This is a genomic window from Brevundimonas sp. MYb52, from assembly GCF_002979535.1.
Classification (GTDB): Bacteria; Pseudomonadota; Alphaproteobacteria; order Caulobacterales; family Caulobacteraceae; genus Brevundimonas.
On record NZ_PCPB01000004.1, the window covers coordinates 18,320 to 40,521 of the forward strand.

The window sequence follows — 22,202 nt, forward strand, 5'->3', positions numbered from 1 at the left end:
AGCATAAGCAGGCGCAATGTAGGCCCTTCCGCACACGGCGCAAGCCCAATCCGTCAGTCGTCCAGCGTGAACAGGGCGTCCAGCGGCACGTCCAGCGCCCGCGCCAGCGTCAGCGCCACCAGGACCGAGGGGGTAAAGACGCCGTTCTCGACCGTGTTCACGGTCTTGCGCGACAGCCTGGCCCGATCGGCCAGCTCCTGCTGCGTCAGCCCCGCCGCCGTCCGCACCGCCTTCAAATGGATGACCAGACGCGGCTCAGCCACCGCTGGCCCGCCGGTCCAGTTGCCAGTAGCGCAGCCCCGCCGCCGAGGCCGTGACGAACATCAGTCCGGGCAAGGCCGCCACCGCCGCCTCGGCCCTCCACAACCCCAGACCGAAGACGACCAGCAGCCCCACCATGGCCGCGGCCAGCGCCGCATTCAGCGCATCGCGACGGAAGGACAGGGTCAGCTCGTCCTCCAGCAGCCGCTTCATCTTCTTGTCGCCGCGATTGTCGAGGCCCGCGACCATCATCAGCAGGACGATAGAAATCATCGGCGACAGCCCGACCATCATCCAGTCCAGCCCTTCGCCCTGACCGCTTGCGATGTTCCAGGCTCCAAGCGTCCCCCGATAGACCAGAAACAGCGATGTCAGCGGCATCAGCGCCATCGACACGGCTCGCTTTTTCTGGACCATATCGCGATAGCCGCCCCTAGCGTTCTCGACGCGGATAGTGTCGCCGTCAGGCAGGTAACGGCCCGCCAAAGGAAGTGAGGCGACAACGGCGCCCAGTCCCGCAAAGGCAAGCACCACGCCTGCCGCCGACGTCCATCCCTTGCCGTTTCCGGCGAGCACAAGACCAAGCACGCCCGCCGTCGCCCCCATACCGCCAAGCGCCGCGACCATCCGCAGCCGCCGCACCCGACGCCGTTCGTTCGCCTTCGCCCGCTGCAATTCCTCGTCCATCCGCCCCCTCCATGACACCTACAGGTTACATATCACCTATGGGTTACATGGCAAGCGCAGACCTTTAAAGCGCCTCAGCCTCCAGCCGCGCCGCCCACAGAGCGGCGCGCTTTTTCAGCTCATCCTTGCGGGCCATGTCGGACAGGTCGAGCGACAGGCGGTCCAGTTGCTCGAAGCGGAAGCTGTCGGCGCCGTGGGCGGTCCACTCGGCCTGCAGCGACCGGAAGGGGCTGCCGCCCATCTTCAGCGCGAACCACAGGCCGTTCTGCTGGGTGTCGATGTGGCGGCTCTGGCCCACCCAGGCGCGGCCGGTGGCGGAGCAGATGACGGCGAACACCCCGGCGATGGTTTCGCGGTCCTTGTAGTCGTTGATGAGCGCCTTGCGGTCTGCGGACGTCATGGACGCCTCCCTTTGTTTTACCCGGATCAAATAACAGAAGTTATTACCCGGGTAAATATATGCGCCTCCAACAATCCGCCGCCCGCCAAGCGCAAGAGCCTTCCCCCGCACGCAACTTCTGGCCTAGACGAAAGGACGATTGATCCTCCCTGCCGCGCTGTTTCGAGTTTTTCGTGCAAGACACCGTCCGCCGCATCCTGACCGCCCGCGTCTATGACGTGGCCGAGGAAACCCCTCTGGACCCGCTGAAGCGGCTGTCGGCGCGGCTGGACCGCGCCGCCCTGCTGAAGCGCGAGGACCTGCAGCCGGTCTTCTCGTTCAAGATTCGCGGCGCCTACAACCGCATCGCCAACCTGACCGAGGCCGAGTTGGCGCGCGGCGTCATCTGCGCCTCGGCGGGCAATCACGCCCAGGGCGTGGCCCTGGCGGCGGCGAGGCGCGGCGCGGCCTCGACCATCGTCATGCCGACCACGACGCCGGGCATCAAGGTGGCGGCGGTCAAGGCGCTCGGCGGCAACGTCGTCCTGCACGGCGACAGCTTCGACGACGCCTACGCCCACGCCCGCGCTCTGGAACAGGAAACCGGCGCCGCCTTCGTCCACCCCTTCGACGACCCCGACGTCATCGCAGGCCAAGGCACGGTCGGGCTGGAGATCCTGCGTCAGCACCCCGACCCGATCGACGCCGTCTTCGTCCCCATCGGCGGCGGCGGCCTGGCGGCGGGGGTGGCGGCCATCGTCCGTTTCCTGCGCCCCGAGACGAAGATCATCGGCGTCGAGCCCGCCGACGCCCCGACGATGAAGAGCGCCATCGCCGCCGGCCATGTGGTGACCCTGGATCAGGTCGGCCTGTTCGCCGACGGGGTGGCGGTGCGCCGGGCCGGGGACGAGACCTTCCGCCTGTGCCGCGACCTGCTGGACGACATCGTCCTGGTCGACACCGACGCCATCTGCGCGGCGGTGAAGGACATCTTCGACGACGTCCGCGCCGTGGCCGAGCCCTCGGGCGCCGTGGCCCTGGCGGGCATGAAGGTCTGGGCGGCGCGTCATCCCGGCGTGGGCGCCCTGGTGGCGATCAATTCGGGGGCCAACGTCAACTTCGACCGCCTGCGCCATGTGGCCGAGCGCGCCGAGATCGGCGAGGGCGCCGAGGCCCTGCTGGCCGTGGCCATGCCCGACCGCCGCGACGACTATCACCGTTTCCTGCAAAGCCTCGACGGCCGCTCGGTGACCGAGTTCAACTATCGCTGGTCCGGCGACGGCACGGCCCAGATCTTCGTCGGCGTCTCGCTGAAGGGCGGCGGCGCCCTCAAGCAGCCGAACGCCGCGCGCGAGGCGATAGGGCAAGAAAAGGAGACGCTAATCGAACGCCTCCGCTCGGACGGCTACGCCGTCGAGGACATGAGCGACAATGAAACCGCCAAACTGCACGTCCGCTACATGGTCGGCGGGCGCACCATCGGCCTGCCGCACGAGCGGCTGCTGCGGTTCGAGTTCCCCGAACGGCCCGGCGCCTTCCTGCGCTTCCTCAACAGCCTGCAGCCTGCCTGGGCCCTGACCCTGTTCCACTATCGCAACCACGGCGACGACGTCGGCCGGGTGCTGGCCGGGATCAGCGTCGCCCCGGATCAGGTCGCCGCCCTGTGGACCGCGCTGGACGCCCTCGGCTATCCCTATGTCGACGAGACCGACAATCCGGCCTGCCGCCTCTTCCTCGACGGCGCCGCCTAGGGACACCGCATGAAACTGAACCGCCGCGCCGTCCTGGCCGCTCCGCTGGCGCTCGCGCCGCTCGCCGCCTGCGCCTCCCTGCCCGCCGCCGCGCCTGCCGACCAGACCGTCTGGACCTTCGACCGTCTGTCAGCCATCGGCGGAGAGGTCACCCACGTCGAAGGCGCGCCGCAGATCATCGCCAGCCCCTTTGGCCCGGCGGTGCAGTTCGACGGCGTGGACGACGCCCTGTTCATCGACAGGCATCCGCTGGCGGGCGCCGCGACCTTTACCTTCGAGGCCGTCTTCCGCCCCGATGGCGGCCCCTTCGAGCAGCGCTGGTTCCACCTGCAGTCGGACGAGGCGCCGGGCGGCCCCGGCACCCGCATCATGTTTGAGATCCGCGTGGTCGAGGGCGGCTGGTATCTGGACGCCTTCACCAAGGGCGAGGGCTACAACAAGCCCCTGATCGAACCGACCCGGCTGCACCCCCTCGGCCAGTGGGCCCACGTCGCCCAGACCTTCGACGGGACCACCTATCGCGCCTTCGTCAACGGCGTGCTGCAGGCCGAGGCGGAAATCGCCTTCAGGCCGCAAGGCCCCGGCCGGTCCTCGGTCGGCACGCGCATCAACCGCGTCAACTACTTCAACGGCGCCGTCCGCGAAGCCCGCTTCACCCCCCGCGCCCTGGCCCCGGACCAGTTCACCTCGCCGCTCAGATAGGGCCGGACGCGGCCTAACGCCCCTTCCGGCCGAAGCTGCGCCAGACGAACAGGACGGCTATGACGGCCAGGGTGACCAGGGCCAGCGCCCCGTCTGATGTTTCCAGAAAGCGCGTCTGCCACGGATGTTCTGACCGGGTGACAGCGTCGAACACCCAATAGGTGTCTGATCCCCTGACGCTGGCGCCTTTTCGCACCACCTCGCCATTGAGTTCAGACGCCATGAACGGGCGCACCACGGCGTTCACCAGGACGGTGATCGCCAGAGGGATAACGTACCAAAGGGAGTCGACAAGGGCCTTGCCCCGAGACGTCATCATCCGCCGATCAGAATAGGCGCCTCGCCGAATGTCAACGCAGAGCGAAGGCGCCCTGCGCCGCTCCCAACTGGGCCTTTTCGTGGGCCAGCAGCCAGCGCTTGCGCTCCAGCCCGCCGGCATAGCCAGTCAGGGTTCCATTGGCGCCGACGACGCGATGGCAGGGCACGATGACGCCGATCGGATTGGCCCCGTTGGCCAGGCCCACGGCGCGCACGGCGCTGGGCTTGCCGATGGCCGAGGCCAGTTGGCCATAGCTCCAGGTCTCGCCCGCCGGAATGGTGCGCAGGGCCGCCCAGACCAACCGCTGGAAGTCGGTGCCGCCGGTCTTGACCGCAATGCCGTCCAGCGCCGTGGCGTCGCCGCCGAAATAGGCCGCGACCGCCGCCCGCACCGCCTCGGGCGCCCGGCCCGCAGTCAGCACGACCTCGCCATAGTGGCGGGCCAGCAGCTTTTGCATCCGCGCCTCGTAATCCACGAAGTCGAAGGCCCGCACCGCGCCCTCCGCGTCAGTGACCAGCAGGACCTCGCCCACCGGCGAGGCGATGCGATCCAGCGTAAAGGCTTCAGGCTGCGTCTTTTTCATCGTCCATCTCCATCAGTGCGGCGCTGTCGATCCCCGCTTCGCGCAGGTGCAGCGCGCCATAGGCCCGCCAGGGCCGCCATTGCTCGGCTCGAACCGCGAGCCTTTCGTCATCCAATCGGTCGCTGGCCATGTCGGCCGCCTCATCGATCCAGTCGCCGGGCAGGCGCAGACCGGGCCGCGCGCGCACCAGGGGCGCCAGCAGACCATCCGCCGACAGATCACGCTGGATCGCCTCGGGGTCCGCCGACAGGTCGAACACCCGCCGCACCCGCGCCAGCACGCCCGGCAGGGCCTTGAGGTCCGAGACTGCGACGCTGACCGACAGTCGGTTCCCCGCCTCGAACCGGGCCGAGACTTCGCCCGTCGCGCCGTCCACATCCGCCGTCAAATCGCGCCGCCAGACGCCGCCCACAACCGTCTCGCCACGCGCGGTCAGGGCCGCCAGCATGGCCTCGATCTCATAGGGCGCCCGATAAGGCAGGCTGAGACGCACGCCGCCGTCGCCCGGCTTCTCCGCCCGACGCCGCAACGCCGAGGGCGGGCGTCCATAGAGGCCCTGAAACGTCTCGTTGAAGCGCCGCACGCTGCCAAACCCGGACGCCAGGGCCACCTCGGCCATGGCCAGGTCGGTCTGGTGGATCAGGGCCTTGGCCAGCAGAACGCGCCGCGTCTGGGCCACGCTGACCGGGGCCGCGCCCAGATGCTGTCGGAACAGGCGGCGCAGGTGCCGCTCGCCCACCCCCAGCCGCGCGGCCAGGGCGTCGACATCCCCTTCATCGAGCGCCCCCGCCTCGATCAGGCCCAGAGCCCGGCTCACCGTATTGGACGTGCCGCGCCACGCGCCCATGTCGGGCGCGGTTTCCGGCCGACAGCGCAAACAGGCGCGAAACCCCGCCTCCTCCGCCGCCGCCGCCGAGGCGACGAAGCTCATGTTCTCGCGCTTGGGCGTTCTTGCCGGACAGACCGGGCGGCAATAGATCCCCGTCGTCTTCACGCAGGTGAAGAACCGCCCGTCGAAGCGCGGGTCGCGCGTCAGGACCGCCCGGTAGCAGGCCTCCTGATCCAGACTGTCGCGGGCGTTTTCCATGCCCGCAACATGATCCTTCGACGCCGCCCTGTCTCGCGGTTTTCGGACATGACGGCGCCGGGCAGTTTCAGCGGTCGCGCACGGTCACGATCCGCCAGAGGTTCTGCACAATGCTGAAGCCATAGCCGATCATGGCGATCACCAGCACCCAGCTCAGGACTGAACCCAGGGTCACGGCCGTCTCCTCCAGACCTCGCCCTTCCAGGCGTAGCGTCCGCAGCAACTCCGTGCCGATCCTGTTGGCCGGGCCGCCCACGACGCGGGCGACCTGCTCGCCCTGGGTCAGGGTGAACCACCAGCCGGCGTCGAACAGCCGCCAGGCGATCCAGATGGCCGCGCCCGCCAGAGGGATTCGCAAGGCCCAGGTCACGCGGTCGGCGCCGCCGCGCGCCAGGGCCACCGCGTCCACCGCCAGCCCCGAAACCACCCAGGCCAGGATGGCGCCATAGAGGGCGGACCAGATGGGCGCCGCAGCCACCGCCACCTCGCCGCTGCGAAGCGTGAACTGGCTCAGTCCGTCGAACCGGATCACCCCCATCCACCACAGCAGGAAGATCCCGCTGAAGACGATGGACCACAAGACCTCGGCCACGCGCGATGTCTCCGCGCGCAGGCCCCAGACCTTCGCGCCCTTGGGCAGCCACTCCGCCTTCGCCTTTTCACTTCCGCTTATCGACGCGCCCCACTTGGCCGGATCGGCCAGACCAAAGGCCGACAGGTCGCGCACCCGCCATTTCGTCAGCCAGGTCGGCTTGATGTCGTAGTGCTCCATGATGGCGCCGGCGAGCGTAAGCGCCCCCAGCAGGGTCAGCGCCCCGGAGAAGAAGCCGTGGAAGGCCTGACTAATCGACTGGCCGAAATTGACCGGGTCGCCCAGCACATGGACCAGCAGCCCCAGCGCCTGCACCGCCGCAATGACGATCAACCCCGCCTTGGCCCCGAACAGCCAATAGGGAAACAACTCGGGTCCAATGAGACTGTCCGGGCCCTTGCGATAGCGGGCGGCGACGACCAGCGGATGGCCGATCTCGTGCAGGATGACCTCCTTTTCGTCGTCGGTCAGGGCCCGCTCCAGTTCCTCCTCGCGCGCCTCGACGCGGCTCAGGATCAGGTCGCGCAGCTCGGCGACGATGTCCTCGCGGTCTTCCACCGACAGCTGGGCCGCCACGGCCTCCAGATAGCGTTCGATCACGTCCATTTTGGTCTCCCTCCCCCGAGAGTTCACAGCATTCGATCCAGCGAGGCGTTGATGCCGCGCCATTCCTCGGTCAGGGCGGCCAGCAGAGCCTCGCCCTGCGGCGACAGGACATAGAAACGCTTCTTGCGCTTCTCTTCCTCTCGCCATTCGCTGGTCAGCAGCCCCTGCCCCTCCAGCCGCCGCAGCAGCGGATAGAGAGTGGATTCCTCCATCTCCAACCCGTCCGCCGCCAGGGCCTGACGCAGGGTGTAGCCGTAGCGTTCGGTCCGCAGGCAGGCGAGCACCGCCAGCACCAGCGACCCGCGCCGCAGTTCCAGCCGCATCGTCTCGAACAGATCCTTGTCCACGCGGGACCACCTCACCTGCCGCCACATAGTGTGTGACACACAGTGTATGCGACATACTGTATGAGACTGTCAACGACCCGACTTGTCGCCCCGCCTTCCCTTCCGCGCGAAACGACGGTTAAGCTGGTCGCCAGTAGGGGGAAGCTTTCATGTCACGTCGTCGTATCGCCGCGCGTCCGTTGCTCGCGCTCAGCCTGGTTCTGGCCGCAGCCGCCACGCCCGTTCTGGCCCAACAGACGCCGCCGACCCAGGACGCCGTCCTGGGCCATGCACCAGGCACGCGCATTACCCGCGCCGCCGAGGTGCGTCGCTATTTCGAGGCCCTGCGCGCCGCCGCCCCTGATCGCATGGTCATGGGCGACTACGCCACGACCTGGGAAGGTCGTCCCCTGTTCTGGGCCGCCGTCGGCTCGCCCGCCAACATCGCCCGGCTGGATGCGATCAAGGCCGCCACGCAGGCGCTCGGCGATCCGCGCCGCACCTCCCCGGAACAGGCCCGCACCCTCATCAACGACACCCCGGTCATCGTCTGGATGGCCTACTCGGTGCACGGCAACGAGATCAGCCCCGCCGACGCCGCCATGGCCGCCGCGCGCCGCCTGACGGACGCCTCTGACGCCGAGGCCCAGGGCTGGATGCAGAACGCCGTGGTCGTCTTCGTTCCGACCCAGAACCCAGATGGGCGCGAGCGGTTCATCAACGGCTTCGAGGCCGGACTCGGCCTGCAAGCCAACCCCGACGCCCTGTCCGCCGAACGCTCCGAGCCCTGGCCGTCCGGCCGCTTCAACCACAACCTGTTCGACCTGAACCGCGACTGGTTCATCCAGTCCCAGCCGGAGACCCAGGGCCACGCCGCCCTGATCCGCGACTGGCGCCCCCAGGTAGTGGTCGATTCCCACGAGATGGGCACGGACTCCAGCTTCTTCTTCCCCCCAGAAGCCCAACCGCTGAACCCGTGGATCTATCCGCCCATTCTCGACGCCCGCGAGCGCTTCGGCCGCAACAACGGCGCGCGGTTCGACCAGGCGGGGCTGGACTATTTCACGCGCGAAACCTTTGACGCCTTCTATCCCGGCTATGGCGACGGATGGCCCGCCTACCTCGGCGCGGTCTCCATGACCTATGAGCAGGGTTCGGCGCGCGGTCTCATGGCCCGGCGCTCGTCGGGCGAAATCCTGACCTACGCCGATACGGTCAAGGGCCACCTGACCGCCACCTTGTCGACCATAGAGACGGCGGCGCGGGATCGCGAAAAGCTGCTGAACGACTTCTACGCCTTCCACCGCGACGGCGTGGCGGGCGGCCGCGGCGCCTATGTCATCGCGCGCGCGGGCGCCGCCGACCCGGCCGCCGCTGACAAGCTGGCCGGCCTGTTGGTGCGCTCCGGCATCGAGGTCGGGCGCGCTACGGCCGCCTTCTCAGCCTGCGGTCAGACCTATCGTCCCGGCGACTATGTCGTGAACCTGTCCCAGCCCCAGCGCCGCATGGCCGAGACCCTGCTGGCTCGGGACGTGCCGCTGGACCCCAGGTTCCTGGCCGAACAGGAGGCCCGCCGCGCTCGGGGTCTGGGCGACGAGATCTATGACCTGACCGGCTGGTCCCTGCCCCTTCTGTTCAACGTGCCCAGCCAGAAGTGTGCAGGCGCGCCGGCGGTCCAGACCACGGCGGTCGGCCCCGACCTGGTGCGCCCGATCGCCATCGCCGGGTCGGACGCGACCTACGGCTATGCGATCAATCCGGGCACGGCGGGGATGCGCTTCCTGACCGCCGCGCTGATGGAGAAACTGCCGGTTCGCTCAATCGAGGCCCCCTTCACCCTGGACGGCAAGGCCTATGCGGGCGGCGCCTTCATCGTGCCGCGCGCCGGGTCGCCGGCTGATCTGGACGCGCGCGTGCGCCGCATCGCCGCCGCCAGCGGCGCCGAGGTCACGGCCCTGGCCACCTCCTGGGTGTCCAGCGGCCCCAGCGTCGGCTCGGACAAGGCCACCGCCATCACGGCGCCACGCGTGGCCATGGCCTGGGACGACCCGACCGACGCGGAGTCCGCCGGCTCGATCCGCCACATTCTGGAGCGGGAATACGGCTGGCCGGTCACGGCGGTCCGCACCCGCCGCCTCGGCTCGGCCGACCTGTCGCGCTATCAGGTGCTGATCCTGCCGTCGGGTGGAAACTATGAGAAGATTCTGGGCGAGGACGGCGTCGCCAACCTGCGGGCCTGGGTCCAGTCCGGCGGCGTCCTGATCGGCGTCGGCTCGGCCAGCCGCCTGTTGACCGACCCCGACGCCAAGCTGCTGGACAGCCGTCGCGAAACCGCCGTCGTTCCAGAGGGCGACAAGACCGAAGAAGGCTCGAGCGCCACGACCCCTGGCACGGAAATTCCTTCAGAGGCCGACTACCTGGACCGCACCAACCACCACGGTTCGCCCGATTCCGTGGCCGGGGTTCTGGCCCACGCCGTCGTGGATCAGGAGCACTGGCTGGGCGCAGGCGTGGCGCGCGAACTCAGCGTCATGGTGCGCGGCTCGGACATCTACACGCCCCTGACCCGCGAACAGGGGACCAATGTGGTGCGCCTGGCCGGCCCCGACAGCGTGCTGGCCTCAGGACAACTGTGGGCCGAGAACCGTCGCCAGCTGGCCTACAAGCCGGTCGCCATGGCGTCCGAGGTCGGGCGCGGCCAGGTCGTCGCCTTCACCCAGGACGTCACCATGCGCGCCTTCCTGGAGGGGCTGAAGCCGCTGTTCCTCAACGCCGTCTTCCGCGGCCCGGCCCACGCTTCGGGCGGCAACGGCGAGGCGCGCTAGAGGCGGTGTTCATGCGCGGCGGCGAGGGCTAGGATTCAGCATGATGATCCGCCTCGCCGCCCTCTGCCTCGCCAGCCTGACGCTCGGCGCCTGCACCACCACGGTCGGCGGCCTGCCGGTTCGGAACACGCCTTCCGATCTGAGCCAGTGCCCGGACCTGAGCGGCGCCTATCGCGCACAGGGCGAGATCCTCAACCGCCGGGGCAAGCCCGTTGCAGACCCCGACCTGAACGCCCTGCTGGCTCGTCCGCTGGCGGTGCGCGACCTGTCCCAGGCGCCGGAAATCTGGCGCGACGCCCCGCCGTCAGCCGTCGCCCTGTCGCGGCAGGACGCAGCCTGGCGGATCGAGACGGTCAACGGCCAGGGCGTGACCGCTGCGGGCCGCCTGCCCCTGTTGAACGGCGCCGCCGACCCTGAACCGAACGAAGTCCCCTACGCCGCCGACCTTCTGTCGCGCACCAACGGCTGTGCGCGCGGCAAGCTGTGGATCGCGACCGAAAGCGTGCGCACCCAATATGAGAGTTACACAGCCCACAGCCACGTCGGCGTCCTGGCCGCAACGCCCGAGGCCCTGATCCTGGACCTGTGGACCGAGCGCCGCCAGATCGGCCTCCTGCCCTGGACCTTCGTCGACCGGTCCGTGACCCGCTACCGCTTCGCCCGCCTCACGTCGCCCGCGTCGCCAGCGGCGGCGCAGCCGTAACGGCCCAGGCCTTCGGCGCGTCTAGGGGCGTCGCGCACTTCGCCTCGATCAGCTTTGCGTCCTGCGTGCGATAGCGCACCGGCTGCGACGCCGCGCAACGCGCCTGAACCGCAAAGAACATGGCCGAGGCCTCGCTCGCCGGATCAAGGTCTTCGACAGCAACCAGCAAGGGATCGCCCGACAGCACGCCGCACTTGTCGCCCGTGTCCAGCTTGACCCCCTGCTCGGTCATGTAGAAACCGTTGGCGCCTTCGGCGCAGTTCTCGCCATTCAGATGAAACAGCGCCGCCACGCGATACTGGTCCGCATCCGGCCCGTTCTCCAGCGCCACCCCCAGGGCCGCCAGCCGCGCCTCTATCCCGCTCCAACGCGCCGCGCCCGGCCCGTCCATCAAGACGGCGACCGCACTGTCAGGCTGCATCAGGGCGCGAAAGTCGGCCACGCCGTAGCCGTCGCCGGCCCGACCGGCGTCGAGCATGGTCCTCCAGAGATCGAACACATCGCCCGCCCCGCCAGAAGCCCGCCGCGCCTCCAGATCGGCGATCCACTGGACCACGACGCCGCAGTTGTAGATGGCTGAGCCCGCCGCCAGCTTCCGCGCATCATAGTCGGCGTCGCCCAGGGCCTCCCGGCACCCGTTCAGCCTTTTCGCCAGCGCCCCGCGCGCCTGCCCCTCATCGATCACGCCGGTCGAGGCGGCGGCGACCAAAGCCCCATATTCGGCCATGCCTTCGTGCAGCCAGGGGGCCGAACCACTGTCCTTCATCTTCATGCCGTTGCCGTTCCACAGGTGTAGAACCTCGTGCCAGACGAAGGTGCCCAGCGGCACGGCCACATCCGGCGGCGGCGAGGCCCACATCTCGCCATGGAACCGCAATGAAATAAGCCCTGTATCCGTCACGTCCCCGCGAAACCCTGTCGGCCCCGGACTGTCGGTCGAGATGATGAGCGTCGGCTCGTTCGTCAGGACATGACCCAGCCGGGCGCCGTAGAATTTCTGGGCGGCGAAGAAGCCGTCGCGCAGCAACTCCGTCAGGGCCGGCGGCGCCGAGGCGCTGGTCACCACCGCCGCCCCGTCGCGGCGCATCAGCGCCTCCTGCGGCCCTAGATAGAGATAGCCCTTCACCGCCTCGCTCGTCGGCACGGCGACTTCGCCCGCAGCGAGCCGCGCCGTCAGGTCGGCGTCCATGCCCTGCAGTTCCAGCCCGGGACCATAGAGGACGTGCCCTTCCCCCGCCTTCGACAGACCCATGTAGATACGGTCCACCTCGGCGACGTCAGGCGTGATCCGGATGTCGAATGTCTGAAACGGCGCCTCGCTCTCGACCACGCCGTCCTTCAGCGTCAGGCCCGGCGTCGCCACCGTCCAGGTATCGCGGATGACGCTGCTCGCCAGGAAGGCCGCCCGCGTCGTCGGTTCGACCAGCCGCCAGGTCACGATCACGCCGCCCGGCGCGGAGCGGGCCTCTATGGTCGCCGCCTGTTGCGCCTGCACCGGCGCGGATACGGCGCAGGCCATCGTCAGGGCCGCCAGGGCGCCCGCCAGTCTCTTGCTCATCTTGCCTTCCCTCCGACGCCCCGAGGGAAGCTTGGCCGCGTTGCGCCCGCCTCGTCAACCGCCGTTCAGTCAGTCTCGACCGCCTCGCCGCCCTGGACCATCCGTGTCACGGCCATGTCGGCGGTGACATTGCCCAGGGTGCGGAAGATGTCGGGGATGACCTCGACCGCCAGCAGCAGGGGCAACATTTCCAGCGGCACGCCCATGGCGATGCAGATGGGGGCGATGGAGGCGAAGAAGCTGGCCTGACCGGGCAGGCCCACGGTGCCGATCGAGATCAGCACCGCCGTCAGCATGGCGGCGAACAACTGGCCCATCGACGGCTCGATGCCGAACAGGTGGGCGCAGTAGATGGCCACGCCCAGGTTGGCGACCGGGCTGGTGATGCGGAACACCGCCACCGCCAGCGGCAGGACCAGGCCCGCCGTGGCCCGCTTGACGCCCAGCATATCCACCGATCGCTCGACCATGACCGGCAGGCTGGCCAGGGACGACTGGGTCGAGAAGGCCACCACCTGGGCCGGCGCCGCCGCCCGCGCGAACCGGCTCAAGCTGACCCGGCCGAAGATCACCGCCAGGGGATAGAAGATCAGACCGATGCCGATGCAGGCGATGGAGATCAGGGCCACATAGTGCAGCAGGACACCCGCCGCGCTGGCCCCCGCCATAAGCCCCACCCCGATCGACAGGGCGAAGACCCCAAGCGGCGCCGCCAGCAGCACCCAGCGGACGATGGTGATCATGGTCTCGCCCACCGCCTCGAAGAAGGTGATCAGCGGCAGCCGCAGCCGCTCGGGCAGGCCAGAGGCGGCAAAGCCGAAGAAGACGGCGAAGACCACCATGCCCAGGATGGCGTCCTCGGCGGCGGCGCGGATCGGGTTGGCCGGGGCGATGGTTTTCAGAAACTCGCTGAAGGGCGCCCCGGCGCTCAGGCCTTCGGCGCCCTCGGGCTTGATGGCCAGCAGCAGACGCGCGCCCTCGGGATCGATCGGCCACAGGGCGTGCAGGCCATAGGCCGCGCCCACCGCATAGAGGGTTGCAAAGACGATCAGCCCGCCAAACCAGGCCACGGCCCGCATCGCCAGACGCCCGGTCCGCGCCGCATCCGCGATCGAGGCGATGCCCGTCACCAGCAGGCTGAACACCAGGGGGATGATGGTCATGCGCAGGGCGTTGAGCCACAACTGGCCCAGGGCCTGGATGAAGTCGGCCGTGGCGTGACCGCCCGGCAGGCCCCACTTCTGCGCCGCCGCCCCGGCCAGCAGGCCCAGCACCAGAGACAGCAGCACCATGGTGCTGAGAGAGGTCAGAAAGGAGCGCGCCGTTTTCATAACAGCGACGCTATCAGCGCCGGTGAAACACGCCAGCGGAACTTGCCGTCGCCCCTCAACCTTTTCGCCCCGAGAGGCCCCGAATTAAAGCCAGTAGCCCAACCGTGGATTGAGTCATATCGTCGTTACGCCGCAACCGGCACAGCCAACCTGGACGCCCTGCCATGTCACGTCAGCGCTTCATGTTCCTTCTCGGCGCGATCGGCGCCGTCGCCGCCCTGTCTTCCGCCTCCGCTTCCGCTCAGCAACGCTCCAGTCCCGTTCGCCCGCCCAGCGCCTCCGCCCCCTCGGGCAGCTACCAGCAAAGCTGTCGCGGCATTAACATGAACGGCAACATGCTCAGCGCCCAGTGCCCCAACAGTTCGGGCGCGCCGGTTTTCTCGTCGATCGACACCAACAGCTGTCGCGGTCGCGACATTTCCAACGACAATGGCTACCTGCGCTGCAACTCCGGCGGCGGCCCTGTCCCACCAACCCCGCCCATCCCCACCGGCAGCTATCAGCAGAGCTGCCGGGGCATCACCCTCAACGGCGCCATCCTGCGCGCCCAGTGCACCAATCTGCAGGGTCGCCCGGTCTCCTCCAGCCTCGACGTCAATGGCTGCCGGGGCCGCGACATCCGCAATGACAACGGCTATCTGCGCTGCAGCACCGGCCCCGTGCCCCCGGTTCCGCCTCCCGGCGGCGGCGGCGGGGCCTTCGAGGCCATCGCCTACACCAGCGCCAACTTCGGCGGGCGGCAACTGCGCATCCGCACCCCGATCGCCAACCTGGGCAACATCCCCGGTTTCAACGACAACATCCGTTCGATCCGCATCGTCAGCGGCCGGGCCGAGGTCTGCGTCGATTCCCGTTATCGCGGGCGCTGCGTCACCCTCAGCCAGTCGGTCAGCGACCTGAACCGCATCGGCATGGGCAACCGGATCTCCTCGATCCGATAGAGACTGCGGCGGGAGGCTCCTCGGGGCCTCCCGAAACCGCCAGCGCCCTCTGCCCTATGGCGTCCCGAGCCTGCACGCACTACCTTGACGTTCATGGCTCGTTCTCCTTCGAAACCGTCCAAGCCCGTCCATGTGCCCGGCCAGAGCGCAGGGATGCAGGAGATGGCCGCCCCCTTCGTCCACGACGCGCCGCGCGCGCGAGGCAAGGCGGCGAAAGAGCCCATGTTCGCGCCCGTCGTCGGCCCGCGCCTGGTGCCGGAACAACCGCCAGCCGCCCCCGACGACTGGGTCCCCCACCGCCCCTCGCGCGAGGGGACGAAGAAGGGCGGCCGCTTCCGTCTGGAGACGAAATACACCCCCGCCGGGGATCAGCCCGCCGCCATAGCCGAACTGTCCGCCATGGCCGAGGCCGGCGAGCGCGATCAGGTCCTGCTGGGCGTCACCGGCTCGGGCAAGACCTTCACCATGGCCAAGGTCATCGAACAGACCCAGCGCCCGGCCCTGATCCTGGCCCACAACAAGACCCTGGCCGCCCAGCTCTATTCCGAGTTCAAGGCCTTCTTCCCCGACAATGCGGTCGAGTATTTCGTCAGCTACTACGACTACTACCAGCCCGAGGCCTACGTCCCGCGCACCGACACCTATATCGAGAAGGACAGCTCGATTAACGAGCAGATCGACCGGATGCGCCACGCGGCCACCCGCGCGATCCTGGAGCGCGACGACGTCATCGTGGTCGCCTCGGTCTCCTGCATCTACGGCATCGGCTCGGTCGAGACCTATACCGCCATGACCTTCACCCTGAAGGTCGGCGACACCATCGACGAGGCCAAGCTGCGCGCCGACCTGATCGCCCTGCAGTACAAGCGCAACGACCTGAATTTCGAGCGCGGCATGTTCAGGAAGCGCGGCGACGTGCTGGAGATCTTCCCCGTCCACATGGAGGACCGCGCCTGGCGCATCCAGCTGTTCGGCGACGAGCTGGAATCCATCCAGGAGTTCGACCCCCTGACCGGCAAGAAGACCGCCGAGCTGGACGAGGTCACCGTCTACGCCGCCAGCCACTACGTCACCCCGCGCCCCTCGCTGAACCAGGCCATCACCGGCATCAAGGACGAGTTGAAGGAGACGCTCGCCTGGATGAACGAGAACGGCAAGCTGCTGGAGGCCCAGCGGCTGGAACAGCGCGTCCGCTTCGATCTGGAGATGATGGAGGCCACCGGCTCCTGCGCCGGCATCGAGAACTACAGCCGCTGGCTGACCGGCCGCGCGCCGGGCGAGCCGCCGCCCACCTTCTTCGAATACATCCCCGACAACGCCCTGCTGTTCGTGGACGAAAGCCACGTCACTGTCGGCCAGATCGGCGCCATGTTCAAAGGCGACTACAGCCGCAAATCCACCCTGGCCGAGTACGGCTTCCGCCTGCCGTCGGCCATCGACAACCGCCCGCTGAAGTTCGAGGAATGGGACGCCATGCGGCCCCAGACCGTCCACGTTTCGGCCACCCCCGGCAGTTGGGAGATGGAGCGCACCGGCGGCGTCTTCGTCGAACAGGTCATCCGCCCCACCGGCCTGATCGACCCCCCGGTCGAGATCCGCCCCGTCTCCGGCGCCACCCGTAACCAGGTCGACGACGTCATCGACGAGGTCAAGGCCACCTCCCGCAACGGCTATCGCTCCCTGGTCACCACCCTGACCAAGAAGATGGCCGAGGACCTGACCGAATACATGCACGAACAGGGGGTGCGCGTCCGCTACATGCACTCCGACGTCGACACGCTGGAACGCATCGAGATCCTGCGCGACCTGCGCCTCGGCGCCTTCGACGTCCTGATCGGCATCAACCTGCTGCGCGAGGGCCTGGACATCCCCGAGTGCGGCCTGGTCGCCATTCTGGATGCGGACAAGGAGGGCTTCCTGCGTTCGGAAACCTCCCTGATCCAGACCATCGGGCGCGCGGCCCGCAACGTCGACGGCCGCGTCATCCTCTACGCCGACAAGATGACCGGCTCGATGGAGCGCGCCATCGCCGAGACCAACCGCCGCCGCGACAAGCAGCAGGCCTACAACCTCGAACACGACATCACGCCCGAAAGCGTCAAGCGCGACATCAAGGACATCCTCGACAGCCCCTACGAGTCCCGCGACCTCGACCAGTTGACCCGCCCCGGCGTCGCCGAAGCCGCCAAGCCCTTCCTCGGCTCCAACTTCCAGGCCGCGCTCAAGGACATGGAGGGCCGGATGCGCGAAGCCGCCGCCAACCTCGAGTTCGAGGAAGCCGCTCGCCTGCGCGACGACATCAAGAAGATGAAGCTCCTCGACCTCGAATTCGCCAACGAAGCCCTCACCGGCGCCGACGAAACCGTCGACAAGTCAGCCCCCAAACGCTGGCGCGCCGAAGCCGCGGCCGAAAAGGCGGAGGCGTTCAGAAAGGGGCGGTAAGCGCGGCCGCCGCCTTCCAGCGCAAGCACGACGCGGCGGTCGCCTGCGGCAAGGCGCCGCCCTTCATCCCCGATTCATGATGCGTCGGTGCAACATGGGCCGCCTGCCGCAAGCTTGGCCGCAAATCGGTTGCGACCTTGCGGCGAAAATGCGGCATGGTGCGTTACGGAGATACGCGATGACCAAATCGAGCAACCCCGACACTGAGGCCCGCGCCAATCTGCGCGTCGTCTCTTCGCCAGAGGCCGAGGTCTATGACCTGATGCGCGCGCCCGAGACCACCGCCGAGCGCGTCAAACGCCTCCAGGCCGAGGCGCGCGCCCTGGCGCTCGAACAGGTCGAGGCGCTGGAAGAAGTCTTGCTCAAGGCCGCCGACATGGCGCGCGAGATCGCCGACGGCGGCGACGCCTATCCCGTCGGCGCCCGCGAACTGGCCCACCGCCTGGTCCAGGACCTGCCCGCCAAGGCCGAAACCATGAAGGCCATCATCGCCAAGAGCCATCCATGATGGTTTGAAGGGCGCTATCGCGAGCGACGCGGTCGCTCGCTGCCTGAGCGCAGATTTAGGGCGCTATCGCTCGGCTCGCGGAGCCTCGCTGCTTGAGCGCGTCGCCTCTCACTGTTCAGGCGCGCGCGAAGCGCCAGGCCGCGTCGGGTCGGGAGGTCCCGAAGGGCCGACGACCGCGGCCTAACCAAGAATGTCTGCGTACTCGGCGTGTCGCTTCAACCACGCCACGGCATAGCTGCAGTGCGGGATCAGGGTCAGCTTCTCGGCCCGCGCGTGCTCGGCCATGGCCTGCATGAACTGGCCCGCCGCGCCCGTGCCGCGCAGAGCCGGGTGGGCCTCGACGTGCAGGATGACGCGGGCGTGGCCGCGCACCGCATACTCGGCCCAGACGGGATGCGCCTTCCCGTCCACGTCAGCGAACTCCTGCTGGAAGCGGCGGTCGGCGGGCTGGTCGCGGAAGGCGGACATGGAGGCTCCTGAAATCAGGCCGGCCGATCGTTGAGCAGGGCCAGCAGACCCAGAACGCTCTTCACCGTGAACCAGATCGACACCAGCAACAAAAGAAGGCCGAACAGCATCAGGAAGGGAATGCCGATCAGCAGCATGGAGGCCACGGCGCTGACCGCGATCAGGCCCCACAGCACGATGCTGATCCAGAAGACCGACCAGAACAGCTTGATCTGGGCCTCGATATGCTGGGCCGCCAGCCCCGTCGCCGAGCCCCGGCAGGCATAGGCCACGACCAGGCCGACCAGGACGAGCAGGTTGGCGCTGGGGATCGACAAAATATAGAGAATCCAGGCCAGAACGGCCCCGTCCCGGCCATTGCCGCGCGCCTCGGAGATCTGATCGGTCATGACGGGCCTCTAGTAGAACAGACGAAGGGGATGACGGATGGCGCGGCCCTCCAGCAGGTCCTTCAGACCCAGGGCGCCGCGCACGATGGTCCAGACCGCCATGACGAAGAGGACGAAGACCCCGACGTTGATCAGGATCAGCACCACCCCGCCGATGATGGCGGCGACGGCGGCGAACAGGGTCCGCTGCTGGAAGATGAAATGGCTGCGCGCCAAGGGATCAGCGGGCGGCGCCTTGCGCCACATCCGCAGCAGGCCGATCGCCGCCGCCACGCCAAAGGTCGGCACCGCGAACAGGATCAGGGCGTAGCCGACATAGAGGCTGGTCAGGTCGCCAGCCTGATCGGAGGAGGCCGCGCTGTTGCTGCTGTAATCGCCGGACTGGACCATCGGAACCTCTTGAACGAGGCGGGACAATGGCGGGACGCATCGCCCCGCGCAACTGGCCTCAGCGCGAATAGGCGACTTCACAGCCCGCCGCCGCCGCGCCGGGGATGGCGCCAGGCTTTTCCACCCGCACCTTGACCGCCAGGACGCGAGGATCGTTCAGGCAGGCCAGGGCGATGCGTTCGGCGAAGGTCTCGACCAGGGCCACGTGCTCGCCGCCCGCCAGATCGCGGGCGATGCGGGCCACGCCCTCATAGTCCAGGGTATCGGACAGGGTGCGGATCGGGGCGGCGCCCAGGTCCAGCTCGACATCGACGAACAGGGGCTGCAACCGGCCATGCTCGTGGGCGTGGACGCCGATGGCGGCCTGAACCTCCAGACCGCGCACCAGCACGGTCAGACCCAGGCGACGCGGCTCGGACGCGGTGAATGGCGTAACAACGGCGCTCACGACCAGGTCTCCGGCGGCAGGATATCGTTGATGCTGAAATCGGCCCGATCGCACCAGTCGCCCAGCTTCCACGCCCGCTCCGCCTCGGTCAGACCGCGCGTCAGGACGGTATTGGTCGGCGTCTCCTCGATGGCCAGTTCGGCCAGACGGAAGGGCAGGCCCTCGGCGGCGAGGATGGCTTCCAGCTTGCGCCACAGGGCGATGACCAGGGCCTCGGTCGTGGGGTCGCCGTCGATGGTCAGGACCTGGTTCAGCCGCTGCGGCTCATGGCTCTGGAACCAGTCCAGCAGGGGGTCGGCGCGGTTCAGCTGGAAGGCATGGTCCAGGCTACGGTCGACAAAACCGTGCCAGCGCCGCTTCAGGTTCTCGAACGAGGCGGCGTGGTTCGACTGGCCGAATGCGATCTCGGCCGTCGGCTCCAGCGTCACCTTGACGAACTCATTGTGGCCATGCGGCACGGCGCACTTGGACCCCGCATCGGCGATCAGCCGGTGCGCCATCGAGAAGCGGCGGGTGAACTGGACGGCAGGCATCAGGGGCAAGGGTTCCGAAAACGCAGTCGCCCCATATAGGCGCCGCGAAGGGTTCGCGCATCAACACCCTGACGGCGGCGAAGTAAAGGCGCGGTCAGGGCCAACCTCAGGGAAGGGGGATTCCGTCAAAGGCCACGTCGCGGCCTCGTCCGATCAGGCTCTCGCCCCCGTCGATGGTCAGGTTCTGGCCAGTCAGGCTGGGCGTCTCGAGGATGAAGCGCACGGTGCGGGCCACGTCCTCCAGCGAGGCGCCGCGCCCCAGCGGCGTATCGCGCCAGGCGGCTTCATACTCGGCCTCGGTCTGCTCGCCGCTGCGCAGGATCAGGCCAGGCGAGACGCCGCACAGCCGGATGCGGGGCGCCAGACCCATGGCCAGGGTCCGCGTCAGCCCCGCCAGACCGACCTTGCCGGCCGTATAGGCGAAGAAGTCCGGGTTCGGACTATCGACCTTGTGATCCAGAATATTGACCACCACGCCCTGCCCGCTCGCCGCCTCGACGGCCCGGGCGAAGTCGCGGATCAGGAAGACCGGGGCGGTCAGATTGGACGCCAGATGCTCGCCCCACGACGCCTCGGTCAGGGTGGGCAAGGTGTCATAGCGAAACAGGGAGGCGTTGTTGATCAGGGCGTCGATGCGCCCGAAATGGCCGATGACGCGGTCGATCAGGCCGTCGCGCTCGCTGGCGTCATTGAGGTCCGCTTGAAAGGCCGCCGCCCGCACGCCGAAGCCACTCAGGTCGGCGACAAGAGCCGCCGCCTCTTCGCCCCCGCCGCGATGGTGGACGGCCACGTCCCAACCCGCCTCGGCCAGCGACCGCGCGAGCCCGGCGCCGACGCGCCGCGCAGCCCCGGTGATCAACACCACCTTGTTCGCAGAGGCCGTCACTCAGCCCGGCCTGCGGCGGAAGATTTCCACGCCCGCGCCGGCGGCTTCCGGGAAGATGTCCGGCTTGGTGATCCGCACCCGGCAAGCCTCGACCGGCGGCAAGGCGAAGCAGACGCCGATCAGTTCCTCGACCAGGGTTTCCAGCAGCTCGACGTGATCACGCCCGCGCCAGCTGGCGATATGATCGCGCACCCGATCGTAATCGATGAAGCTCCCGTCTGGCAGCGGCCAGCGGGCGAACATCTCCACATTGACGATCAGCCGCGTGGGGCGCTCGGGGTGCCGCTCCCACGGATGCAGGCCAATGCGCACATCGACCACCACATCCGACAACAGGACGCGGACATGGTCCCCGGCGTTGCGCCAGTCGAACCCGCCCGCTCCGGCAGCGGATTCAGTCAATCCGGCCGAACTCGTAGAAGTTCACGGCGGCGATGACGGCGATGAAGGCGAAGATGATGGCGATGGCCAGCATGGGAAGGCTCCTGTTCAAAGCTTCGCATAGAGGCAGAGACGCGACTGTTCAAGCCGCCCCGCCGCAGCCTATCGTCGCCCGATGACCACCTGGCGCACCTGTATCGAGCCCTTCACCCGGCCCCTCTTCTTCGCCTGGTCGCGGATGAACCGGGGCATGACGCTGGGCGTGCGCGGGGTGGCGACGGACGCCGAGGGTCGGGTGCTGCTGGTCAAGCACACCTATCTGCACGGCTGGTGGCTGCCCGGCGGCGGCGTGGACAAGGGCGAGACGACCCATGCCGCCGTGGTCCGTGAACTGCGCGAGGAGGCCGGCCTGATCGCCAGAAGCGAGCCGCGTCTGATCTCGGTCCATTCCAACGAGCGCTTCTTTCCCGGCGATCACGTCCTGGTCTTCGCCATCGACGCCTTCGACATGACCGAGCGCACCAGCCATGGCGAGATCGCCGAGATCGGTTGGTTCGCCCCCGACTCTCTGCCCGAGGATGCGACCCGCGCCACCCGCGATCGGCTGGCCGAGATCTTCGGCGGCGCGCCCGCCGATCCGAACTGGTAGAGACGGCCCATGCAGGTTCCGATCCTCGTCTTCCTGACCTTGCTGATGGCCGGCGCCGCCACCGCCTTGCAGGGACCGACCAACGCCAGACTGGTCACGGCGGTCGGCTCGCCGCTGAACGCCGCCTTCGTCTCCTTCGCCGTCGGCACGATGGCGCTGGGCTTGCTGGCGCTCGCTCTGCAGACACGGCCCGACGTGGGCGCGATGAAGGCCCTGCCCTGGTGGGCCTGGATGGGCGGGCTCTACGGCTGCGCCTTCGTGGTCTCCGCCGCCTGGGGCGTACCGCGCCTGGGCGTGGCCACCACCATCACCGTCATGATCGCGGGGCAACTTCTGCTCAGCCTGGCGCTGGACCATTTCGGCGCCCTGGGCGTCGAGAAGCAGCCCTTGAGCCTGGGCCGCATCGCCGGGGTCGCCCTGGTGATCGGCGGCGTGGTTCTGGTTCGCCGTTCCTGAG

The 22,202-nt window shown here is 68.5% G+C and carries 26 protein-coding genes; 9 read left to right on the plus strand and 17 right to left on the minus strand.

The features are described from left to right. Window positions 1-53: 53 nt before the first annotated feature. The 3 genes from CQ039_RS06810 to CQ039_RS06820 all read right to left on the minus strand — a co-directional run bounded on the left by CQ039_RS06810 (window position 54) and on the right by CQ039_RS06820 (window position 1,348). On the minus strand, window positions 54-263 hold the full coding sequence (locus CQ039_RS06810) for a helix-turn-helix transcriptional regulator (protein ID WP_105564731.1): 210 nt from the start codon (window positions 261-263) through the stop codon (window positions 54-56). Further along, the gene (locus CQ039_RS06815; RefSeq protein WP_105564730.1) at window positions 256-948 is read right to left on the minus strand and encodes a hypothetical protein; all 693 of its coding nucleotides are present in this window, start codon (window positions 946-948) and stop codon (window positions 256-258) included. The genes CQ039_RS06810 and CQ039_RS06815 overlap by 8 nt, the downstream gene beginning before the upstream one ends. A gap of 64 nt (window positions 949-1,012) precedes the next feature. Next, window positions 1,013-1,348 (minus strand): GIY-YIG nuclease family protein, encoded by a 336-nt coding sequence (locus CQ039_RS06820; RefSeq protein ID WP_105564729.1) that lies wholly within the window; start codon window positions 1,346-1,348, stop codon window positions 1,013-1,015. Between the two features lie 173 nt (window positions 1,349-1,521). Between CQ039_RS06820 and ilvA the strand changes: the two genes are divergently transcribed. Both ilvA and CQ039_RS06830 read left to right on the plus strand, forming a co-directional pair. Then, window positions 1,522-3,078, plus strand: a complete 1,557-nt coding sequence (gene ilvA, locus CQ039_RS06825) for a threonine ammonia-lyase, biosynthetic (protein WP_105564728.1) — start codon at window positions 1,522-1,524, stop codon at window positions 3,076-3,078. Between the two features lie 9 nt (window positions 3,079-3,087). Continuing rightward, the gene (locus CQ039_RS06830; RefSeq protein ID WP_105564727.1) at window positions 3,088-3,780 is read left to right on the plus strand and encodes a LamG domain-containing protein; all 693 of its coding nucleotides are present in this window, start codon (window positions 3,088-3,090) and stop codon (window positions 3,778-3,780) included. 13 nt (window positions 3,781-3,793) lie between these two features. Here CQ039_RS06830 and CQ039_RS06835 read toward each other — a convergent pair whose 3' ends face one another. The 5 genes from CQ039_RS06835 to CQ039_RS06855 all read right to left on the minus strand — a co-directional run bounded on the left by CQ039_RS06835 (window position 3,794) and on the right by CQ039_RS06855 (window position 7,290). Beyond that, window positions 3,794-4,099: a hypothetical protein gene (locus tag CQ039_RS06835; RefSeq protein ID WP_105564726.1), complete on the minus strand. Its 306-nt coding sequence runs from the start codon at window positions 4,097-4,099 to the stop codon at window positions 3,794-3,796. A gap of 31 nt (window positions 4,100-4,130) precedes the next feature. After that, on the minus strand, window positions 4,131-4,682 hold the full coding sequence (locus tag CQ039_RS06840; RefSeq protein WP_105564725.1) for a methylated-DNA--[protein]-cysteine S-methyltransferase: 552 nt from the start codon (window positions 4,680-4,682) through the stop codon (window positions 4,131-4,133). Beyond that, complete coding sequence (locus CQ039_RS06845) at window positions 4,663-5,769, minus strand: bifunctional transcriptional activator/DNA repair enzyme AdaA (protein ID WP_105564724.1); 1,107 nt, start codon at window positions 5,767-5,769, stop codon at window positions 4,663-4,665. Before CQ039_RS06845 ends, CQ039_RS06840 begins: the two co-directional genes overlap by 20 nt. A gap of 67 nt (window positions 5,770-5,836) precedes the next feature. Further along, window positions 5,837-6,967 (minus strand): hypothetical protein, encoded by a 1,131-nt coding sequence (locus CQ039_RS06850; protein ID WP_199183663.1) that lies wholly within the window; start codon window positions 6,965-6,967, stop codon window positions 5,837-5,839. A 23-nt stretch (window positions 6,968-6,990) separates the two neighbouring features. Further along, on the minus strand, window positions 6,991-7,290 hold the full coding sequence (locus CQ039_RS06855; protein ID WP_369831550.1) for a PadR family transcriptional regulator: 300 nt from the start codon (window positions 7,288-7,290) through the stop codon (window positions 6,991-6,993). A 173-nt stretch (window positions 7,291-7,463) separates the two neighbouring features. On the opposite strand from CQ039_RS06855, the gene CQ039_RS06860 reads away from it, so the two are divergent. Both CQ039_RS06860 and CQ039_RS06865 read left to right on the plus strand, forming a co-directional pair. Further along, entirely contained in the window at window positions 7,464-10,118 is a 2,655-nt protein-coding gene (locus CQ039_RS06860) for a M14 family metallopeptidase (RefSeq protein WP_105564722.1), read from the plus strand. A 40-nt stretch (window positions 10,119-10,158) separates the two neighbouring features. After that, on the plus strand, window positions 10,159-10,821 hold the full coding sequence (locus CQ039_RS06865; RefSeq protein WP_105564721.1) for a hypothetical protein: 663 nt from the start codon (window positions 10,159-10,161) through the stop codon (window positions 10,819-10,821). Here the strand turns inward: CQ039_RS06865 and CQ039_RS06870 are convergent. Together CQ039_RS06870 and CQ039_RS06875 are read right to left on the minus strand one after the other, a co-directional pair. Further along, window positions 10,784-12,379: a hypothetical protein gene (locus CQ039_RS06870; protein WP_105564720.1), complete on the minus strand. Its 1,596-nt coding sequence runs from the start codon at window positions 12,377-12,379 to the stop codon at window positions 10,784-10,786. The genes CQ039_RS06865 and CQ039_RS06870 overlap by 38 nt on opposite strands. Before the next feature lie 65 nt (window positions 12,380-12,444). Further along, window positions 12,445-13,710, minus strand: a complete 1,266-nt coding sequence (locus tag CQ039_RS06875) for a dicarboxylate/amino acid:cation symporter (RefSeq protein WP_105564719.1) — start codon at window positions 13,708-13,710, stop codon at window positions 12,445-12,447. Window positions 13,711-13,874: 164 nt separating this feature from the next. On the opposite strand from CQ039_RS06875, the gene CQ039_RS06880 reads away from it, so the two are divergent. The 3 genes from CQ039_RS06880 (at window position 13,875) to CQ039_RS06890 (ending at window position 17,601) form a co-directional block, all read left to right on the plus strand. Then, a complete protein-coding gene (locus tag CQ039_RS06880; RefSeq protein ID WP_105564718.1) occupies window positions 13,875-14,651 on the plus strand; it encodes a CVNH domain-containing protein in 777 nt (258 codons plus the stop codon). A gap of 93 nt (window positions 14,652-14,744) precedes the next feature. Next, a complete protein-coding gene (gene uvrB, locus CQ039_RS06885; protein ID WP_233194641.1) occupies window positions 14,745-17,093 on the plus strand; it encodes an excinuclease ABC subunit UvrB in 2,349 nt (782 codons plus the stop codon). 178 nt (window positions 17,094-17,271) lie between these two features. Next, window positions 17,272-17,601, plus strand: coding sequence for a hypothetical protein (locus CQ039_RS06890; protein WP_105562705.1), 330 nt, complete (start codon window positions 17,272-17,274; stop codon window positions 17,599-17,601). Window positions 17,602-17,781: 180 nt separating this feature from the next. Here CQ039_RS06890 and CQ039_RS06895 read toward each other — a convergent pair whose 3' ends face one another. From CQ039_RS06895 to CQ039_RS06925, 7 genes are all read right to left on the minus strand, one after another. Next, a complete protein-coding gene (locus CQ039_RS06895; protein WP_105562704.1) occupies window positions 17,782-18,069 on the minus strand; it encodes a GNAT family N-acetyltransferase in 288 nt (95 codons plus the stop codon). A 14-nt stretch (window positions 18,070-18,083) separates the two neighbouring features. Next, window positions 18,084-18,458, minus strand: coding sequence for a hypothetical protein (locus tag CQ039_RS06900; protein ID WP_105562703.1), 375 nt, complete (start codon window positions 18,456-18,458; stop codon window positions 18,084-18,086). Between the two features lie 9 nt (window positions 18,459-18,467). Further along, window positions 18,468-18,848, minus strand: a complete 381-nt coding sequence (locus tag CQ039_RS06905; RefSeq protein WP_105562702.1) for a serine/threonine protein kinase — start codon at window positions 18,846-18,848, stop codon at window positions 18,468-18,470. Window positions 18,849-18,906: 58 nt separating this feature from the next. After that, window positions 18,907-19,296 carry a dihydroneopterin aldolase gene (folB, locus tag CQ039_RS06910; protein ID WP_105562701.1) on the minus strand — a complete coding sequence of 130 codons (390 nt, stop codon included), beginning with the start codon at window positions 19,294-19,296 and terminating at the stop codon, window positions 18,907-18,909. After that, window positions 19,293-19,829: a 6-carboxytetrahydropterin synthase gene (locus CQ039_RS06915; protein WP_105562700.1), complete on the minus strand. Its 537-nt coding sequence runs from the start codon at window positions 19,827-19,829 to the stop codon at window positions 19,293-19,295. The genes folB and CQ039_RS06915 overlap by 4 nt, the downstream gene beginning before the upstream one ends. Window positions 19,830-19,935: 106 nt before the next feature. Beyond that, window positions 19,936-20,715: an SDR family oxidoreductase gene (locus CQ039_RS06920; RefSeq protein ID WP_233190157.1), complete on the minus strand. Its 780-nt coding sequence runs from the start codon at window positions 20,713-20,715 to the stop codon at window positions 19,936-19,938. Beyond that, window positions 20,716-21,117 carry a dihydroneopterin aldolase gene (locus CQ039_RS06925; RefSeq protein WP_105562699.1) on the minus strand — a complete coding sequence of 134 codons (402 nt, stop codon included), beginning with the start codon at window positions 21,115-21,117 and terminating at the stop codon, window positions 20,716-20,718. 154 nt (window positions 21,118-21,271) lie between these two features. Here CQ039_RS06925 and CQ039_RS06930 point away from each other — a divergent pair, with 154 nt between their 5' ends. Both CQ039_RS06930 and CQ039_RS06935 read left to right on the plus strand, forming a co-directional pair. Continuing rightward, window positions 21,272-21,745, plus strand: coding sequence for an NUDIX domain-containing protein (locus CQ039_RS06930; protein ID WP_105562698.1), 474 nt, complete (start codon window positions 21,272-21,274; stop codon window positions 21,743-21,745). A gap of 9 nt (window positions 21,746-21,754) precedes the next feature. Beyond that, window positions 21,755-22,201, plus strand: a complete 447-nt coding sequence (locus CQ039_RS06935; protein WP_105562697.1) for a DMT family transporter — start codon at window positions 21,755-21,757, stop codon at window positions 22,199-22,201. Window position 22,202 lies beyond the last annotated feature (1 nt).

Coding starts and splice junctions, on each gene's coding strand:
- CQ039_RS06845 (WP_105564724.1), bottom strand. CDS start 5,769: ATGGAAAACGCCCGCGACAGTCTGGATCAGGAGGCCTGCTACCGGGCG.
- CQ039_RS06915 (WP_105562700.1), bottom strand. CDS start 19,829: ATGCCTGCCGTCCAGTTCACCCGCCGCTTCTCGATGGCGCACCGGCTG.
- CQ039_RS06870 (WP_105564720.1), bottom strand. CDS start 12,379: ATGAGCAAGAGACTGGCGGGCGCCCTGGCGGCCCTGACGATGGCCTGC.
- CQ039_RS06820 (WP_105564729.1), bottom strand. CDS start 1,348: ATGACGTCCGCAGACCGCAAGGCGCTCATCAACGACTACAAGGACCGC.
- uvrB (WP_233194641.1), top strand. CDS start 14,745: ATGGCTCGTTCTCCTTCGAAACCGTCCAAGCCCGTCCATGTGCCCGGC.
- CQ039_RS06890 (WP_105562705.1), top strand. CDS start 17,272: ATGACCAAATCGAGCAACCCCGACACTGAGGCCCGCGCCAATCTGCGC.
- CQ039_RS06840 (WP_105564725.1), bottom strand. CDS start 4,682: ATGAAAAAGACGCAGCCTGAAGCCTTTACGCTGGATCGCATCGCCTCG.
- CQ039_RS06865 (WP_105564721.1), top strand. CDS start 10,159: ATGATGATCCGCCTCGCCGCCCTCTGCCTCGCCAGCCTGACGCTCGGC.
- CQ039_RS06930 (WP_105562698.1), top strand. CDS start 21,272: ATGACCACCTGGCGCACCTGTATCGAGCCCTTCACCCGGCCCCTCTTC.
- CQ039_RS06855 (WP_369831550.1), bottom strand. CDS start 7,290: ATGCGGCTGGAACTGCGGCGCGGGTCGCTGGTGCTGGCGGTGCTCGCC.
- CQ039_RS06900 (WP_105562703.1), bottom strand. CDS start 18,458: ATGACCGATCAGATCTCCGAGGCGCGCGGCAATGGCCGGGACGGGGCC.
- CQ039_RS06905 (WP_105562702.1), bottom strand. CDS start 18,848: ATGGTCCAGTCCGGCGATTACAGCAGCAACAGCGCGGCCTCCTCCGAT.
- CQ039_RS06880 (WP_105564718.1), top strand. CDS start 13,875: ATGTCACGTCAGCGCTTCATGTTCCTTCTCGGCGCGATCGGCGCCGTC.
- CQ039_RS06835 (WP_105564726.1), bottom strand. CDS start 4,099: ATGATGACGTCTCGGGGCAAGGCCCTTGTCGACTCCCTTTGGTACGTT.
- CQ039_RS06935 (WP_105562697.1), top strand. CDS start 21,755: ATGCAGGTTCCGATCCTCGTCTTCCTGACCTTGCTGATGGCCGGCGCC.
- CQ039_RS06830 (WP_105564727.1), top strand. CDS start 3,088: ATGAAACTGAACCGCCGCGCCGTCCTGGCCGCTCCGCTGGCGCTCGCG.
- CQ039_RS06815 (WP_105564730.1), bottom strand. CDS start 948: ATGGACGAGGAATTGCAGCGGGCGAAGGCGAACGAACGGCGTCGGGTG.
- CQ039_RS06860 (WP_105564722.1), top strand. CDS start 7,464: ATGTCACGTCGTCGTATCGCCGCGCGTCCGTTGCTCGCGCTCAGCCTG.
- CQ039_RS06875 (WP_105564719.1), bottom strand. CDS start 13,710: ATGAAAACGGCGCGCTCCTTTCTGACCTCTCTCAGCACCATGGTGCTG.
- CQ039_RS06895 (WP_105562704.1), bottom strand. CDS start 18,069: ATGTCCGCCTTCCGCGACCAGCCCGCCGACCGCCGCTTCCAGCAGGAG.
- CQ039_RS06850 (WP_199183663.1), bottom strand. CDS start 6,967: ATGGACGTGATCGAACGCTATCTGGAGGCCGTGGCGGCCCAGCTGTCG.